Here is a 16,077-nt window from a genome sequence, read left to right as displayed (position 1 = left end):
ACACTTGGAGAGCTGTTCCACACGCTTCTTCTGTTCCCGCATACCCAAGATCGAGACAACGGTGTCTAATGAGCTTAAATTAATGCTAGTCTTTTTTGTCTTCAGTCTCCCGATAGCAAGTGTTATCCTTTATGTGAATACAGTGGCACTTCTGAAAAAAATTAAGCATGGTGATGATACTTTTGGAAACACCTTTTGGGGCGCCGTCTTATTTGGATATATTTTTTTTTGGACTTGTCCTTCTAATCACAACAAGTTCAGAGCATTGAACTATCGGGAGACGTTAGTGGGGCACCGCCAGCAAAACGCAGATTTACACTGTTAAGAGGATTTGAACATTAAAATAACCAGTTTTCACCCCGCTAAGGGGTAACCGTTAGAAACGAAGACACATACAACTTTTTTTGAAAAATTAGTAACTATGCAATTTAACGTGCTAAGACTTGTACATTCTACTAATGAGATATAGCACCGGGGTGCATCCAATGAGAGGTTTCTCTTTAATTCAAATGATCCCGATTTATAAAAAAGAAGGAGCACCTTTGGATATTTCCGCTACCAAGTACTAACAATATTGAACGTTTAAGCCACGTTAATACCGGAATGAGGTCTTGCTCAGATACCTTACACCTACCTCAACCTACCCCAACCTACCCCAACCTACCCCAATAACGCTATTGAGAATATGCTGAATTATTTGTGATTTATAAATTGGGCTCCCGTTTTGCAAACTCTTGTAACATCCCTCTTATTTGTTCTACCAATAAAGCAGGCGCTTTCTTTGGGGAACCCGTGTCAAACGGAGGCTGAGGATCGTATTCCAAAATCAGCTGGACTCCTTTACTCATATCATCTCCCAATTCCCATGCTATTAATTGAAGTGCCATATCAATACCAGAGGAGACACCGGCTGCTGTAACGATTTTGCCCTGACGAACCACTCTTTCATCTGTTGGAATTGTTCCAAGAGATTGAAGCAGGTCGAAGGATCCCCAATGACTGGTGGCTACGATTCCATTTAACAAGCCTGCGGCGCTCAAAATCAGAGAGCCGTTACAAACCGACGTGGTCCATTTCGTAGTTTCATGTATTTGGCGAATCCAATTTAACGTTTCTTCGTCATTCATTGGAGTTTTATAATTTGGCGGACTGCAACCTGGAACAACGAGAATATCAGCTGAAGTAACTTCAGAAAAACTGTAATCGGCATGCAAATAACCCATATTTGAGTCCAGTTTGATTAACCCTTTTTTCTTAGCGACAAACTTCACTTCACATTTCAGTGTAGCAGCAAATACATCGTATGGACCAATTGCATCTAATGCTGTGATTCCATCGAAAAGCATGATTGCGATTTTCAAGATGATCTCTCCTTTGGAGTGGGATTCTATTCTTACAAACAAACTATAACATACCCATACGGGGTAAGGGTATGTAATAATTACATCCACGCCATTCAACCTTTCTACGGCATCATGATTGGAGACTGGTGCAACAACCAGAATAGGATTAATCTACTATGAGTGCTTCCCAGCGGGAGCAACATTCAGTGGTGCACCGTGGTCGTTGGAGTCAGACTAGCGGATGGGCTCTAATCGCACCATAGTTCATCGACCTTCCTCTCCCAGCCGTACTTCCAGTATAAAATACCGAGCTAAAATTTTCATTCTCTGTGATGCAGCGCTGATTTTGCGCTGCATGGTTGGCTAACGGGCAGCATTGTGGCACCGTTCAGTATGAAAGTGTTTGACTAATTTGAATATCAATCTATAATTATGAAAGAAAATTGGACTTGGACAGGACACAGACAGATTGTCCTGATTTGTGCCCTCCTGAAGGATTGAAATGCCGACATGCTTCAAAATGGCCGAGGGCTATGAGGAAAACGATAATCGGTATAGCTGTATGTATATTCACAGCAAGCTTCCATAAGTAGGAGCTTGTTGTTTCATTTTTAGAAGGAGAACAGGTCAAAATGACACTTAAAAAAAGAATCTTTTTATTGTTCTTTCTCAGTGCGTTTATCCCCTTTATCAGCATATTTGCAATTTCTTACTATACTATTGACTCCATTTTCGCAAATAAGATCGATGATGGCATCCGTAGCAATTTACAGCAGGTGACATCCTCATTGGAGAATTCAATCACCAATCTGAATCACGTTACGCAGCAATTGTCTTACAGTGGCACTGTAGGCAAAAGGATGGATGAATTTTTGAATCCGTCCTCCGATATCTTCGAATTGATCGATGCCAGGGACGAATTAAAGAGCGAGTTAAGCGTTGTCACGTTTACCAATCCAAATATCGGTTTGACCTTATATTACTTCCAGAAAGAAGGCACTACGCAGTTCGGTAACTTTCCGGTCAAGGATCGTTTTTCTCCTGAGTCTTTGCCTGTGCTCTTCCAAACCTATGGAATTAAGTACTATGGTCCCCATATCAGCATGAATCGATTCGATGACAAACTCGTTCTGTCTGCTATGCGAAGAGTACAACTTCCCAAAAGGGACGATGCGTACATTTACGTAGAATCCGGCTTTCGTCTTACAGAGGATATCTTGGGTTACAATCAATACAACGGCGCTTTATCTCATCTGATCCTGGATGGAGAAGGCAACATTGTGTACAGTGAAATACCGGAAGCCATGAAGGTCGGGGAGAATTTCTCCAGCTTAACAGTCGACCCTGTGAAGGACGGAATATCCCGCGGGTACCACTGGTTTAAAGAGGATTCCTCACAGAAATGGAGTGTCGTATCGGTCATTTCACAGGCTCAATATCAACAGGAGAAAAACCAGTGGCTGCTTCAAATATTGCTGGTCGCTTTATTTTTCCTTGGTTTTACCGTATTTCTTGCTTGGCTTCTGTGGAAGATGGTCTACAAACCACTCGGACTCTTCCATTCCGAAATCAATGGGATGTCCAAGAATCCACAATCGACAGGGAGCCGAGCTCGAACTCAGATTCCCGAATTTGATTTTCTGCTGGGTGAATTTTCCAATATGCAGCATCAAATCGGTGACCTCTTCAAGGAAGTGCAGCAGAAAGAGAAGATTCGTGCAGACCTGGAAGTGGAAAAACTGCTCTATCAGATCAACCCGCACTTTCTGATGAATACGCTGGATACGGTGCACTGGCTGGCCGTCATGAACGGACAAGGGGAGATCGACAAGCTGGTGCAGTCCTTGAACAAGCTGTTGTATTACAATTTGGGCAAATTAGGGCAAGTATCCACGATGGAAGAGGAAATTGATGCGTTAAGGCAGTATCTGATTTTGCAGCAAATTCGATATGACTTTGAATTTGATGTCCGCATTACTGCAGATGAACAAGTGCTTCAAATTCCTGTGCCTCGCTTTATTTTGCAACCGCTGGTTGAAAATTCGCTATATCATGGACTGAGTGACGAAGGTTTTATTCAAATTGAAGTTACACGCACTGAAACGTTGAACATTATGATACAAGATAATGGTGCAGGCATGACCGAGGAAGCCATTCATAAACTGCTGAACAATCGTGTAGCTGAACAACAAAAAGTAGGGATGGGTATAGGACTCAATTACGTTCACCGTATGTTGAAGGCACAGTACGGGGATCAAGCACAACTGGTGATCGAGAGTGAAGTGGGAACGGGGACAAGCATACTGCTCATATTGCCTATTAAAGGAGAAGATATCTCGGCATGATTAAGGTATTGATTGTGGATGACGATAAGCTGGTACGCAAAGGCATTAGCTCTGCGATGCCATGGAACGAGTTCAACATGGAAGTTGTAGGAGAAGCAAGTAACGGGGCGAAAGCACTGGATTTTCTGAAATCCCAACCGGTCGATCTAATGTTGACGGATCTTGCCATGCCGGTAATGTCAGGGATTGAACTGATGCATGCTGCGAGGCAGCTCTATCCGGAACTTCATATCGTTGTGTTAACACTGCATCAGGATTTCGATTATATCCAGGAAGCGCTCAGGCTGGGAGCCATCGACTATATAGCCAAAGTCCAGCTGGAAAAAGAGCAATTCGAACATGTTCTGCATCGGATACATACCCGAATTAACGGGTTGACGAACACGAAAATAAAGATGCCTTCACAGAATGTAATTAATGTCCATTATCGAAATGTGTATGCACTTGTTTCACTGGATCGCAAATCAGAACATACGTGGACAATGGAGCTAACTGCGCATGAAGATGAGATAAGGTGGGAGGTTGAGCGGAATAGCTGGATGTGGGCAGTACCCCAGTACGAAGAGGATCAACTTTTTCATCAATTAAAGGAATCCCTGAATCAAGTCCCCCAAAGTACGTTGTTGGTTTTGTCTGATGTACAAGAGCGAACGTGGTCGCAAATCAAAAACTGGATTATGAATTATACAGAGACGTCTTTATTCTATGCGTACAACCCCAGTGACCAAGTCATTCCCGTTTCGATGAAAGAGGGAGACATATTTTCAAAAGAACCGCAGGATGAGGACATTGACCGGATTAAGCAAAGTTGGTTCCAAACACTATGGACCCATCATGACAGTTACTACAACCAACTTATTGACCAGTTCAAATCATTACGATTACATAAAGGTCAGTTGATGGGATTGCTGTACTCGATCGTTATGGAGTGGAACCACCTTTTTGCCCAAACTACGCTTGGAAGAATCTCCATGATCCATTCTTTCGAGTCCTGGTTCGAGGTCGAAGAGTGGATCAAGCAGACTGCTGCAGGCATTCGAAAGACCGATGAACAGACTTCATATTCACCGGAAATCATCGATGCCGTGAAAAAAGCGGTGATGATCGTGCAACATGATTTGGAGCAGGCATATACAGCTTCAGGTCTCTCCCAACAACTCAACATCAGCCGAAGCTATTTCAGTCAATGTTTCAAAGATCTGATGGGGAAAACCTTTAATGAGTACTCCCGGTTCATCCGGGTAGAGAAGTCCAAAGAGTATTTGCTCAATACGAACAACACGATTTTCTGGATTGCGGAGCGGGTGGGTTATACGGATGAAAAATATTTCAGCCGGATTTTCCGTGAACTGACAGGTCTTCTGCCAAGCGAGTATCGGCAGCTAGGCAGAGGAAATAAATAGCGGATATCTTCCCAATGACCGAACATCCATTTAATGAGAAAAGTGACCGAATTCCATGATCGTTGTAGGCTGTCATGTAAATGATACGAAAGACATTTTATCGATTTTTGATAAATGAAGGCCGACAGCTTCCTGTTTTAGGAGCTGCCGGCCTTTTGTTTTTGATCAAGAATAAGGATAGATAGACGAATGTAGGTCAGTAAGTAGGGTATATGCTCACAAGCTAACCAATGTATTATAATACCACTGAAAACTGTAACCATTTCTCTATCCAAACGGACGTGCAATCCCTATCTCGATTGGTCTTCACTCCATTTTATAATGAAAGCGTAAACAAAATTGATATCAGAATAAAGGGGAATCGAACTAGATGAGAACAAAATGGTCCATGAAAAGCAAACGGTTGACGAAGCGTCTGGCCGTGCTGTCCATGTCTGCCTTGATGGTTGCAACCCTCGCGGCATGTGGAGACTCTTCCAATCCTCCTACTGCAGAGGAAGCAGGCAAATATGAGGTAACGCCGGGAGATCCGTTCAGTGCTTATAAAGACGAAATCACCGTAACCATGGGACGGGTGACCACAGCCAACCCGAAACTGCCGGCTGGAGATACCTATGAGAACAACGCGTATACTCGGCTGGTCAAAGACACGTTTAACGCTCAGATTACAGATCAATTTGAAGCCAATGGTGAAGATTATAGCCGTCAAGTTTCGCTCGCCATCGCTTCCGGGGAATTGCCTGATATGATGCGCGTCGATTCCAAAGATGAACTGAAAGAACTGGTGGATAATGATTTGATTGAGGATCTGACAGCCATTTATGATCAATATGCTACGGATAACATCAAGCAGATGTATGATTCCTATGATGGCCGTGCATTAGACAATGCGACGATAGATGGACGTTTGATGGGCCTTCCGGCGACTTCCCTGGATTCCGCACCAACGATGGTTTGGGTCCGTCAAGATTGGCTGGATCTGCTGGGAATTCAACTTGATTCAGACGGAGACGGGACCATCTCGCTGGATGAAGTGGAGAAAACAGCGCTGGAATTCCTGAAAAGAGATCCTGGCCAATCCGGGAACCCGGTAGGTATTCCATTTGTGAACACGCTGAATACAACAGATTATAATGGCTCTGCTTATACCATGCTGGGTGTTGCCTCAACCGAGGGAGCGTTCCCGCAATATTGGATGAATGGTGAAGAGGGTAAAATCGTGTATGGTTCCACGACAGAAGAAACCAAGCAAATGCTGGGCATCATGGCGGATTGGTTCAAGAATGGCATCATTGACCCGCAATTTGGGACCCGCACGTTTGATGACATTACTGCACTCTACACCAATGGCCAAAGCGGTATCGCTTTTGGACCGTGGCATATCCCTGACTGGGGACTGATCAGCGTGAAGCAGATGGATAAAAATGCAAAATTCTCGGCGTATACGTTGGAGGATGCAGACGGCAATGTCAACGTGGCACATGCCAATCCATCCAATCAGTTTATCGTGGTGAAAAAAGGATATGAACACCCTGAGCTGGCCGTTAAGATTGTAAACCTGTTCTACGATAAACTGGCTAATGATAAAGATGCCGCAGCAACCATGCCGGAAGCTGCCAAGTATCAAGAGACCGGGGTAGACGGTTCTACGAGACCTTTTAATATCGAAGTCAACTCGGCTACATCGCTGCTGGATGATTACTCTGACGTCGTTCGTGGGATTAAAGGAGAGATTGGCCTGGATGAGGTTCGTACAACCGAATCGAAGAACAATATCGGAAGTATCAAAACCTATTTAAGCGACATGGATACGGATGACGCGACTGCTTGGTCGAAATATCATTCGCGGATCAACGGAGTTGGACTGATCGACAAACTGACACAGGAAAGCAAATTCGTCTGGATGACACCTGCTTTCTCTGGAACTACATCAAGCATGAAACAGACGTGGGCCAATCTGACGAAGTTGGAGCAGGAATCATTTATCAAAATCGTGACCGGTTCAGAACCGCTCGATTACTTCGATACATTCGTCAGCAATTGGAAGAAACAAGGTGGTGATCAAATCATTCAGGAAATTGAAGACGAGGTCGCATCAAAACAATAAACATCATGAACAGTGGCAGGGCTGCGATACGCAGCCTTTCTTGAAGAAAGGGGTTCATCCATGAAACAGGGGAATTTGAAAGCAAGGGGCCGGCTTGGCGCCGGTGCCATGTACCATATGATGATGCTGCCAGGCATTTTGTTTTTGCTTGTATTCAGCTATGTTCCAATGGTCGGCATCATTACGGCTTTTCAGGACTATATACCCGCCAAGGGCATGTTCGGCTCCGAATTTGTAGGGCTGAAGCATTTTATTTATATGTTTAAGCTGCCGGATATCGCACAGGTCGTCAGCAATACCTTGGTGATTGCTATTGGCAAGATTCTGCTCGGAACGATGATGGCCATCATTTTTTCCGTTTTGTTAAATGAAATTCGTATTAAATACGTAAAAAAATCCGTGCAGACGATTGTTTATCTGCCGCACTTTCTATCTTGGGTTGTACTGGCATCCGTCGTTGTCAACATGTTCAGTTTGGACGGAATTGTGAATCAAATGTTGGCGTTCTTTGGCCTGGAAAATATTAATTTCCTTGGCAGCAACACCTGGTTCCAGCCACTGATTATCGGAACAGACGTGTGGAAGGAGTTTGGTTACAGTTCCATCGTCTATTTGGCTGCTATTACGTCGATTGATCCCGGTATGTATGAAGCGGCAGGAATGGATGGAGCCAGTTGGTGGAGAAAAGTATGGCATATTACGTTGCCGGGCATGCTCCCTATTATTCTGCTCATGGGTGTAATGAGCCTGACCAATATTTTGAGCGCCGGTTTCGATCAAATCTATAATCTGTATAACCCGGTTGTCTATGAGTCGGGCGATATTCTGGATACCTATGTCTACAGGATCGGTCTCGTTGGGCGACAGTATAGCTTCGGTACGGCTGTTGGCTTGTTCAAGTCCGTGATCGGCATTGTTTTACTCTTGTCTGCCAACCAGTTGGCCAAAAAATATACGGACCGGAAAATATTCTAAGGAGGCGAAACCTGTGTCCTATTCTGCAAACTTAAAAGATCGAATTGGCCGGTTTGTCATCTATGCCATCGTCATCATGCTGGCATTGGCCTGCCTTCTTCCGTTATGGAATATCGTTGCCATTTCATTCAGTAGCAGCGAGGCGGTATCAGCGAATGCTGTAGGTCTCGTTCCGGTCAATTTTACAACTGCAGCGTATACCAAAATTATTGATGATCCACAGTTCTGGCGTTCCTTTGGCATATCTGTTCTACGTGTCGCGCTTACCCTTGTGCTTAACATGACTCTGATTATTTTGATGGCTTATCCGTTATCCAAATCGAAAAGGGATTTTAAAGGCAGAAACATTTATATGAATATTATGATTTTTGCCATGTTGTTCAGTGGAGGCATGATTCCGAGTTACCTGCTGATCAAAAACCTGGATATGTTGAATACGATTTGGGCACTTGTTCTGCCAGGCGCTGTCCCGATATTCAGTGTCATCCTCGTGATGAACTTCTTCTCCGCTGTACCTAAAGCGCTTGAAGAAGCAGCGTTCATCGATGGGGCGAATCCGCTCCAGGTCTTGTTCAAAGTGTATGTTCCTGTGTCCATTCCTGCGCTGGCAACAGTCGCTCTATTCAGTATCGTGGGTACATGGAATGACTTCTTCAGCGGTTTGATCTATATGACCAAAGTCAGCAATTATCCGCTAATGACCTATATTCAGTCCCTTAACGTGAATATTGCCGATTTGCTTCAAGCCGGCACGAATTCCAGTGAGCTCAGCAACCTGACTGAAATTTCGAAAAAAAACCTGAATGCGGCCAAAATCGTAGTCGCTGTCATCCCGCTATTGCTGATTTATCCGCTGCTGCAAAAATACTTTGTGACTGGCATTGTCGTAGGATCCGTCAAAGAATAACGAGATGCTGTGAGTTGATGAAAATAAACCACGTTTCGTGTGAAAGAGAGGTTGAATGAAACATGAAAAATAAAAAATGGTGGAAAGAAACCGTAGTATATCAAATATATCCACGGAGCTTTCAAGATAGTAACGGAGATGGAATCGGCGACTTGGAGGGCATTGTGTCCCGATTGGATTATTTGCAGGAACTCGGCATCGGTGCGATTTGGTTATCACCCGTTTGCAAGTCCCCTCAAGATGATTATGGGTATGATATTTCAGATTATCAGGATATCGATCCGATGTTTGGGTCTTTGGAAGATATGGAAAAGTTAATTCATGAAGCCGGGAAACGAGACATTCGGATCATTATGGATTTGGTGTTGAACCATACATCGGATGAACACCCTTGGTTTCAAGAATCCAAAAAAAGCAAAGACAATCCGTACCATGACTACTACGTCTGGAGAGATGGCGTTGAAGGAACGCCTCCGAACGACTTAGGGTCCACATTCGGTGGCTCAGCCTGGGAATGGGTGCCTGAGATCGGGCAATATTATTTACATCTATTTTCTGTAAAACAGCCGGATCTTAACTGGGAAAACCCCAAAGTCCGACAGGAGATATACAACATGATCTATTGGTGGATCGACAAGGGTGTTGGTGGTTTTCGACTTGATGTGATCGACTTAATCGGTAAAGAACCGGATTTGAAGATTACGGGAAACGGGCCTAATCTGCATAAATATATCAGGGAACTGAGCAAAGCGACGTTTCAAAAAGCGGAAGACCTGCTAACCGTTGGAGAAACATGGGGCGCCACTCCGGAAATCGCCAAACTGTACAGCAACCCGGACGGCAGTGAGTTTTCAATGGTATTTCAATTTGAACACATCGGCTTGGATGAACAAGAAGGCAAAGGAAAGTGGGATCTAAAGCCTTTAGATGTTATGTCATTAAAAAAAGTGCTGTCCAAATGGCAGACGGAGCTCAAGGGTGACGCCTGGAACAGTTTATTCTGGAATAACCACGACTTGCCACGAATCGTTTCACGTTGGGGAAATGATGGAGAATTCAGGATCGAATCAGCTAAAATGTTGGCCACCCTTCTTCATGGCATGCAAGGTACGCCATACATTTATCAGGGTGAAGAATTGGGCATGACGAATGTTCAATATGCTATTGAAGATTATCGGGATATAGAATTGCTCAATTTTTATAAGGAAAGAATGGGGAAAGGTTATCCTGAACGCAACATTATGGAGTCCATCTACGCCAAAGGACGCGATAACGCACGAACACCTATGCAATGGGATACTTCCGATAACGCTGGTTTTACACGAGGGGAACCATGGATTAAGGTGAATCCGAATTATAAGCACATCCATGCCGAACAAAGTTTGAATAACCCCGAATCCATATTCCATTATTACCGGAAGTTAATTCAATTAAGGAAAGATCATGAAGTAATCGTATATGGTGAATATGAGCTGATCTTTCCAGAGAATCAAGACGTGTTTGCATATACCCGAACATTGGATGGTACCAAAATTCTTGTCGTATGCAATTTCAAAGGATATACGACCGAACTCCCGCTTCAGGGACAATTGGCACAGACGAATCAGCTGTTGATATGCAATTATACAGGTGATATGACGGAGAGCGAATTGCGTCCATACGAAGCAAGAATGTACCTTAGCCATGATAAAGCATAATACGTTAAATAAAGTTTAGTCCTCAAAACTGCTATTATATTCAAGATCCGGTATTGATCTGATATGGATCTGCCCGATGTATAAGGCACCCAACGATGATAATGGTTATGACATCAGTGATTACTGTTCCATCATGGCTGAATTCGGCACGATGGCGGACTTTGATCAATTACTAAATGAAGTTCATCACTGCGGCATGAAACTTATTATGGACTTGGTGATCAATCATATAAGTGACGAACACCCGTGGTTTATAGAATCCAGAGGTTCGCTGGATAACCCTAAACGAGATTGTTACATCTGGAGTTATGATAGAAGAAATAACGGAAAAATTAAATGGAAGATTTGGAAAAGTGAATTTGATCCGTCTTACAGGCGGATACACTAATCTTACATTTCTTATCGAGGGTACTAATCCATTATTAGTGGCTAATGAGGTAAATTGTTTGAATTTTTTACAGGGGTCGGGAGTTACACCTATCATTCATGATGTATTGGACATTTCTAATATGAGAATTGTATTAATGGACTATAAGAATGGTATTCATGGACACTCTAATACATACAAACCACTTTAATGAAAATGGCAAAGGGATAAGAAAAAGTAATATTGCTATGTTAAAGGATGCGGATTTAGATTTGAAATACGTACCAGTTGAACTAACTAAGCAGTCAAAGGAGATATTATGTAGGGCTGAATGGGGAAATCCTTTGAATGATTTAGCTTGGGTATGTTGGTTTACAAAGCTTCATTACTCTGAAAAAGCACTTTTACTGAATACAGCATTTATAAATGAATACCTATCCCATTATCCCTTAACCATTTCGTCAGAACAATTAAAAGCATGTTGTTTATATAAAGTATTGAATATCCTTATAAGGGTAAGTAATGCTCCTGTAGAAGTTCAAAACGAATGGGTTAGACGTTTAGAGTGGACAATTAATACAGATTTTTCTGACGTATGTCAAATGATTTCTTAACAGTCTATATAAAAGGGGAATTCTATCCAAAGAAAAGCCAAATCCATTGTTAGGATTGGCTTTTCTTCTTTATATGCTGATATAACCCACCGAACTAAAACATGCTGACGGGTTTGTTTTTTTCTGCAGCGTGTCTAGTAGCTAGGACGGAAACCCGACTTTTTTAACATGTCTAATTTCTATGCATTGATTTGTTCAGATGTACAGGAAAGATAATACTACTATATCCTACTATGAAATTGCATCGGGTGAACAGGGAGGAGGAGAATGAGCGGATTCTACAGCGGTTGGAAGTCCAAACATTCTCTGTAGTTACGGCCAATCCCCATATAGAAGTAATGTTTATATAAAGGATATTCTACAGAGTCCGCGAATTAGACATTATCCGGAATTTCGAAAGCCCGTATTAACAGGGGGATACGAATAGAACTCAGGCAAGCCATCGGCGAAAATGAAACAGACGCTTACAGCCCAGTATCCAACCGACGATGAGGTATAACAGAATGCGGTGCACTGGGAATTGGATCAACAAGATCCATTTAAAGAGGTTGGGAGGTATAAAGATGCCAAAAACGATATTAGTTGTAGACGACGATGAAGAAATCGTAAAACTCATCACAAAGAGTTTAAGGTACGAGCAATTTGCAATAATTTCGGCATGTTCCGGGAAAGAAGCCTTATCTGCATTGGAAGAAAACCACATTGATTTCATCGTTCTTGATATAGTGATGCCTGATATGGATGGACTTGATGTCTGCAGAAGTATCCGAAAATCTTATAATGTTCCAATTTTGTTTTTAAGTGCGCGTGATAAGGACATTGACAAAATCGTCGGGCTTGAAATAGGAGCAGACGATTACATGACCAAACCTTTCAGTATTCGGGAGCTTGCCTCCAGGATAAAGGCCCACTTCAGAAAAGTGGACAGGCTGTTTAAAGAGTGGGATGAACTTAGTACCAGTAACGAAAAGGCGGATGCTCCGCTCATTTTGAACGATAAGACGTTTGAAGCATTCCTGCATAGCAGGAAGCTCGACTTATCAACGAAGGAATTTCAAATTTTGTCTATTCTTATGCGTCACCCCAATCATGTATTGACTCGTGAGCAGATATATCAAAACGTCTGGGGAGACGAATACGGAGAAATAAATACCGTAACGGTCCATATAAAAAATATCCGTAAGAAACTTGGTCCTGAATATGACTTTATTAAAACCATATGGGGCATAGGATATAAATACACGGAAAGAGAGCAATAGTATGAAACTGAAAATAAAAATTCCTCTCTTATTCCTGCTGATGCTTATAATTTTTATGTTTTCAATTGGAATGTACCTGAAGCTTGTCTTTGCAGTATATTCCCCTATACGCAGTTCATTGCTGGACTCACGATATATTGCATTGCTCCTGCCCATATTTGGCATTGCCTTTTTCATATTTATTATTCTGATTATCTATATTCATTTTTGCATAGAGAAACCCATTCAGCTTCTGAATACCAGGCTGGAAGAAGTAAATATTGTACATCCAATGCCTCCGCTAGCTTTGAGGAGTAATGACGAGATCGGAGAACTTTATAAGCACTTCAATAAGATGGAGCATAGGCTTCAACTCGCCCACAGAGAGCAAACCGATATGATTGCCGCAATCGCCCACGATTTGAAAACACCCCTGACCTCTATTAACGGTTTTACTGAACTGCTGGCTGCACACAAGGACTTACCAGAAACGGAAAAGCAGGAATATTATGAATTGATTCAAAGGAAGTCAGAATATATGGTCGAACTCATCAATGATTTCTCCAGCTTCACCAAAGAAAAACTGGAGTTGGAATCCATGGTAGCTAAACCTGTAAATGCATCAAAATTATTCGAAAAAATTGCCCTTGAATATGAGTACGAGCTGGCGGGACTTGACAACGAGCTTACTTGCCGCCACTCATTCACGGACAATATATTGCTAATGGTCAATGAACCGATGATCCGTCGGGTTTTCGGCAACCTCTTTAGCAATGCTGTAAGATATGGAGGGAAGAATAAGCTGAAAGTGTATATGACCGGATACCCGCTAGGACATTATGCCTATTTCCAAATCGAGGATAATGGGATTGGAGTGCCGGATAAGGATATTTCTTCTCTGTTCCTCAAATTTTTCACTGTGGATAAATCGCGGCAAATCCAAAAGGGCGGGCTGGGGCTGGGTCTAGCAAGCTGTAAGTCCATTATTGAACATCACGGTGGCGAAATTGTTGCCTACCCTTCCGAATATGGCGGTTTGGGGATAAGATTTAGCCTTCCCCGGGCGGCACAGCGCTGACCTTATTTTTGCACACATATTCTTTTACAACAAAGTTAAAGGCTGCTGCCACACACACCCGGGAAGCTGCCTTTTTTGTTTTTTCAGCGGTTTATAGTTTTTTATATTCTCTTTATAAACATTTATTTTTCTTTTAAAGAAGCTTTATCTTTGTGTTGTAAAAATTACTTGTAGTAAAAAAACTACAATCACTAGAACTGGAAAAGGAGAATGCTACAATGTCAATTGAGTTCAGCCGTTGGCCCAATAACTACATGATGTCATACCAAGTCACCAAAGCTTTGGGTATGGCAAGCCTAGGTGCTACGGACGTCACCGAGATCTACGAGGCCTGCAAAAAAATCGACCCCGATGATAAGGATACGTGGCACAGGGAATGGCTCATAACCGCCCAGGCACTGGAAAGACACGGCAAGGAGGCCGAAACAGCTGGAAACTGGTATACAGCACGAAACTGCTACATTCGCGCCTGCAATTACTACAGAATCGCAGAGTATGCGGTGATGGATGATGACATCGAGAAAATCCGTATCTTTAAGAAGGTAAATGAACTCTTCGAAGCTGCCGGAAAGTACTTCGATGTCCGCCCGGAGAAGATTGAGGTTGATTACGAGGATGTCAAGCTGGAGGGGTACTTCTTTTCCCCTTCCTGGATAAAAGGTCCAAAGCCGACTCTTTTTGCTCTTAACGGTGGCGATGAGTGGTCAATTGAAAATTATTTCTGGCTAGGTCCCGCCTTCATTTCGTGTGGATATAACTTTCTGGTCTATGACCAGCCTGGCACCGGCCTCTCGCTGTACGAAAAAGGAAAGGGGAGACGGGCGGATAGTGAGGCTTTCCATTCCCGGGCAATCGACTTTCTTCTAACACGGCCGGAAGTCGATCCCGATAAGATTATCGTGCACGGGGAGAGTTTTGCGGCTTACGACTCGCTGCGATTCGCTTCGTTCGATCACAGGATTGCTGCCGTCATCTCCGACGGCGGTACGCACGCCTTCGACTGGGGTGCCATGCTTAATTGGATGCCGCCGAGTCTGGCCGCACACGGCATGAGAATTCTAGGGGCAAAAAGCTTGGAGGATTTTGCGGGGAATCCGCGTTTTGCCTATGATCTTGAGGGCAAGCTCCACCAGATAGAATGTCCGCTTCTTGTAATGCACGGAGCGGAAGAGATATTGGTTCAGCCAAATCCCCTGACACAAGCCTTGAAGAATTACGAGCAAGCGGGTTCAAAAAACAAGACGTTCTACCCGATAGAAGATAGACGACTTGGCGGATTAGAACACTGTCAGGTAGACAACATCAACGTGCTGCATGAGGTAGTGCTGAATTGGCTCTGCTCAATTGGGCTTGGGCCAGCCTCGCCTCGCTTAAGCGATTGCCAGGACATCATAAAGTAGATTTATTGAAAGGTTTCTAATTGAGCTTGTTCAGGAGTGTCGTACTTAGATTCCTGAATAAGCTCTCTCTTATGGAGGAGTTGCCGGAAACTAGCACCACAAATCGAAGCTTTTATTTATATCCTTAATAAGCCTTGATTGTTTATAATATGATGATAAAACAGAGAGATAAAAGCAACAGCTATGTGCATAAGGAAGGAGGATCGTTAATCATGGTGCTGCATAAAAAACAAAATAATCATCTCAGGCTGAAGCGGATTTATGAGAAAGCTGAGCCAGAGGATGGGTACCGGATACTGGTAGACAGACTGTGGCCCCGTGGCATTTCCAAACAAAAATCCGCAATTGACGAATGGATGAAGGAGATTGCCCCCAGCCCCCGGAGCTGCGAAAATGGTTCGGCCATGAGCCAGGGCGGTTTGCGGGATTTACAAGCAGCTATATCAGGGAGCTGGAGGAAGACCCGGAGCGCGGCAGACTTGCTGCAAAGATTGATGAACTGGTGCTGGAACAAGAGGTTACTTTGGTCTATGGAGCAAAAGATCCCGTTCATAATCATGCGAACGTCCTGCTTGAATGGCTTGTTTCCCGATAAAATACAGG

Annotated in this window: 12 protein-coding genes and 2 pseudogenes; 13 read left to right on the top strand and 1 reads right to left on the bottom strand. The window is 43.3% G+C overall.

Annotated elements, in window-relative coordinates:
- A partial coding sequence (locus AC3WT9_RS05795) for a hypothetical protein (protein WP_492407471.1) occupies window positions 1-325 on the top strand: 325 nt, incomplete at its 5' end.
- Window positions 326-704: 379 nt separating this feature from the next.
- Here AC3WT9_RS05795 and AC3WT9_RS05790 read toward each other — a convergent pair.
- Window positions 705-1,361 (bottom strand): DJ-1/PfpI family protein, encoded by a 657-nt coding sequence (locus AC3WT9_RS05790; protein WP_341093116.1) that lies wholly within the window; start codon window positions 1,359-1,361, stop codon window positions 705-707.
- Window positions 1,362-1,975: 614 nt separating this feature from the next.
- On the opposite strand from AC3WT9_RS05790, the gene AC3WT9_RS05785 reads away from it, so the two are divergent.
- The 12 genes and pseudogenes from AC3WT9_RS05785 to AC3WT9_RS05730 all read left to right on the top strand — a co-directional run bounded on the left by AC3WT9_RS05785 (window position 1,976) and on the right by AC3WT9_RS05730 (window position 16,069).
- The gene (locus tag AC3WT9_RS05785) at window positions 1,976-3,688 is read left to right on the top strand and encodes a sensor histidine kinase (protein ID WP_341378591.1); all 1,713 of its coding nucleotides are present in this window, start codon (window positions 1,976-1,978) and stop codon (window positions 3,686-3,688) included.
- A complete protein-coding gene (locus tag AC3WT9_RS05780; protein ID WP_341378593.1) occupies window positions 3,685-5,091 on the top strand; it encodes a response regulator transcription factor in 1,407 nt (468 codons plus the stop codon). The genes AC3WT9_RS05785 and AC3WT9_RS05780 overlap by 4 nt, the downstream gene beginning before the upstream one ends.
- 370 nt (window positions 5,092-5,461) lie before the next feature.
- A complete protein-coding gene (locus AC3WT9_RS05775; RefSeq protein WP_341378595.1) occupies window positions 5,462-7,198 on the top strand; it encodes a type 2 periplasmic-binding domain-containing protein in 1,737 nt (578 codons plus the stop codon).
- Between the two features lie 60 nt (window positions 7,199-7,258).
- Window positions 7,259-8,173 (top strand): ABC transporter permease, encoded by a 915-nt coding sequence (locus tag AC3WT9_RS05770; protein WP_341093120.1) that lies wholly within the window; start codon window positions 7,259-7,261, stop codon window positions 8,171-8,173.
- Between the two features lie 13 nt (window positions 8,174-8,186).
- A complete protein-coding gene (locus AC3WT9_RS05765; protein ID WP_038591843.1) occupies window positions 8,187-9,080 on the top strand; it encodes a carbohydrate ABC transporter permease in 894 nt (297 codons plus the stop codon).
- 62 nt (window positions 9,081-9,142) lie between these two features.
- Window positions 9,143-10,777, top strand: a complete 1,635-nt coding sequence (locus AC3WT9_RS05760; protein ID WP_342481889.1) for a glycoside hydrolase family 13 protein — start codon at window positions 9,143-9,145, stop codon at window positions 10,775-10,777.
- Window positions 10,778-10,823: 46 nt separating this feature from the next.
- A pseudogene (locus AC3WT9_RS05755) lies at window positions 10,824-11,147 on the top strand (alpha-amylase family glycosyl hydrolase); the annotation flags it as partial.
- 176 nt (window positions 11,148-11,323) lie between these two features.
- Entirely contained in the window at window positions 11,324-11,758 is a 435-nt protein-coding gene (locus tag AC3WT9_RS05750) for a hypothetical protein (RefSeq protein WP_341378596.1), read from the top strand.
- Window positions 11,759-12,321: 563 nt separating this feature from the next.
- On the top strand, window positions 12,322-13,017 hold the full coding sequence (locus AC3WT9_RS05745) for a response regulator transcription factor (RefSeq protein ID WP_341093126.1): 696 nt from the start codon (window positions 12,322-12,324) through the stop codon (window positions 13,015-13,017).
- 1 nt (window position 13,018) lies between these two features.
- A complete protein-coding gene (locus tag AC3WT9_RS05740) occupies window positions 13,019-14,074 on the top strand; it encodes a HAMP domain-containing sensor histidine kinase (RefSeq protein ID WP_341378597.1) in 1,056 nt (351 codons plus the stop codon).
- Window positions 14,075-14,292: 218 nt separating this feature from the next.
- The gene (locus AC3WT9_RS05735) at window positions 14,293-15,474 is read left to right on the top strand and encodes an alpha/beta hydrolase family protein (protein ID WP_341093130.1); all 1,182 of its coding nucleotides are present in this window, start codon (window positions 14,293-14,295) and stop codon (window positions 15,472-15,474) included.
- A 212-nt stretch (window positions 15,475-15,686) separates the two neighbouring features.
- Window positions 15,687-16,069 (top strand): annotated as a pseudogene (locus AC3WT9_RS05730) (DUF488 domain-containing protein).
- Window positions 16,070-16,077 lie beyond the last annotated feature (8 nt).

Source organism: Paenibacillus sp. EB106-06-01-XG199 (assembly GCF_058791575.1).
The sequence above is the reverse complement of the archived record's forward strand: the minus strand, read 5'-3'. Positions and strand labels throughout refer to the sequence as shown.

Bases quoted from the DNA above. Each gene is read 5' to 3' on its own strand.
- AC3WT9_RS05780 (WP_341378593.1), top strand. From the start codon at position 3,685: ATGATTAAGGTATTGATTGTGGATGACGATAAGCTGGTACGCAAAGGC.
- AC3WT9_RS05760 (WP_342481889.1), top strand. From the start codon at position 9,143: ATGAAAAATAAAAAATGGTGGAAAGAAACCGTAGTATATCAAATATAT.
- AC3WT9_RS05735 (WP_341093130.1), top strand. From the start codon at position 14,293: ATGTCAATTGAGTTCAGCCGTTGGCCCAATAACTACATGATGTCATAC.
- AC3WT9_RS05740 (WP_341378597.1), top strand. From the start codon at position 13,019: ATGAAACTGAAAATAAAAATTCCTCTCTTATTCCTGCTGATGCTTATA.
- AC3WT9_RS05750 (WP_341378596.1), top strand. From the start codon at position 11,324: ATGGACACTCTAATACATACAAACCACTTTAATGAAAATGGCAAAGGG.
- AC3WT9_RS05785 (WP_341378591.1), top strand. From the start codon at position 1,976: ATGACACTTAAAAAAAGAATCTTTTTATTGTTCTTTCTCAGTGCGTTT.
- AC3WT9_RS05770 (WP_341093120.1), top strand. From the start codon at position 7,259: ATGAAACAGGGGAATTTGAAAGCAAGGGGCCGGCTTGGCGCCGGTGCC.
- AC3WT9_RS05745 (WP_341093126.1), top strand. From the start codon at position 12,322: ATGCCAAAAACGATATTAGTTGTAGACGACGATGAAGAAATCGTAAAA.
- AC3WT9_RS05775 (WP_341378595.1), top strand. From the start codon at position 5,462: ATGAGAACAAAATGGTCCATGAAAAGCAAACGGTTGACGAAGCGTCTG.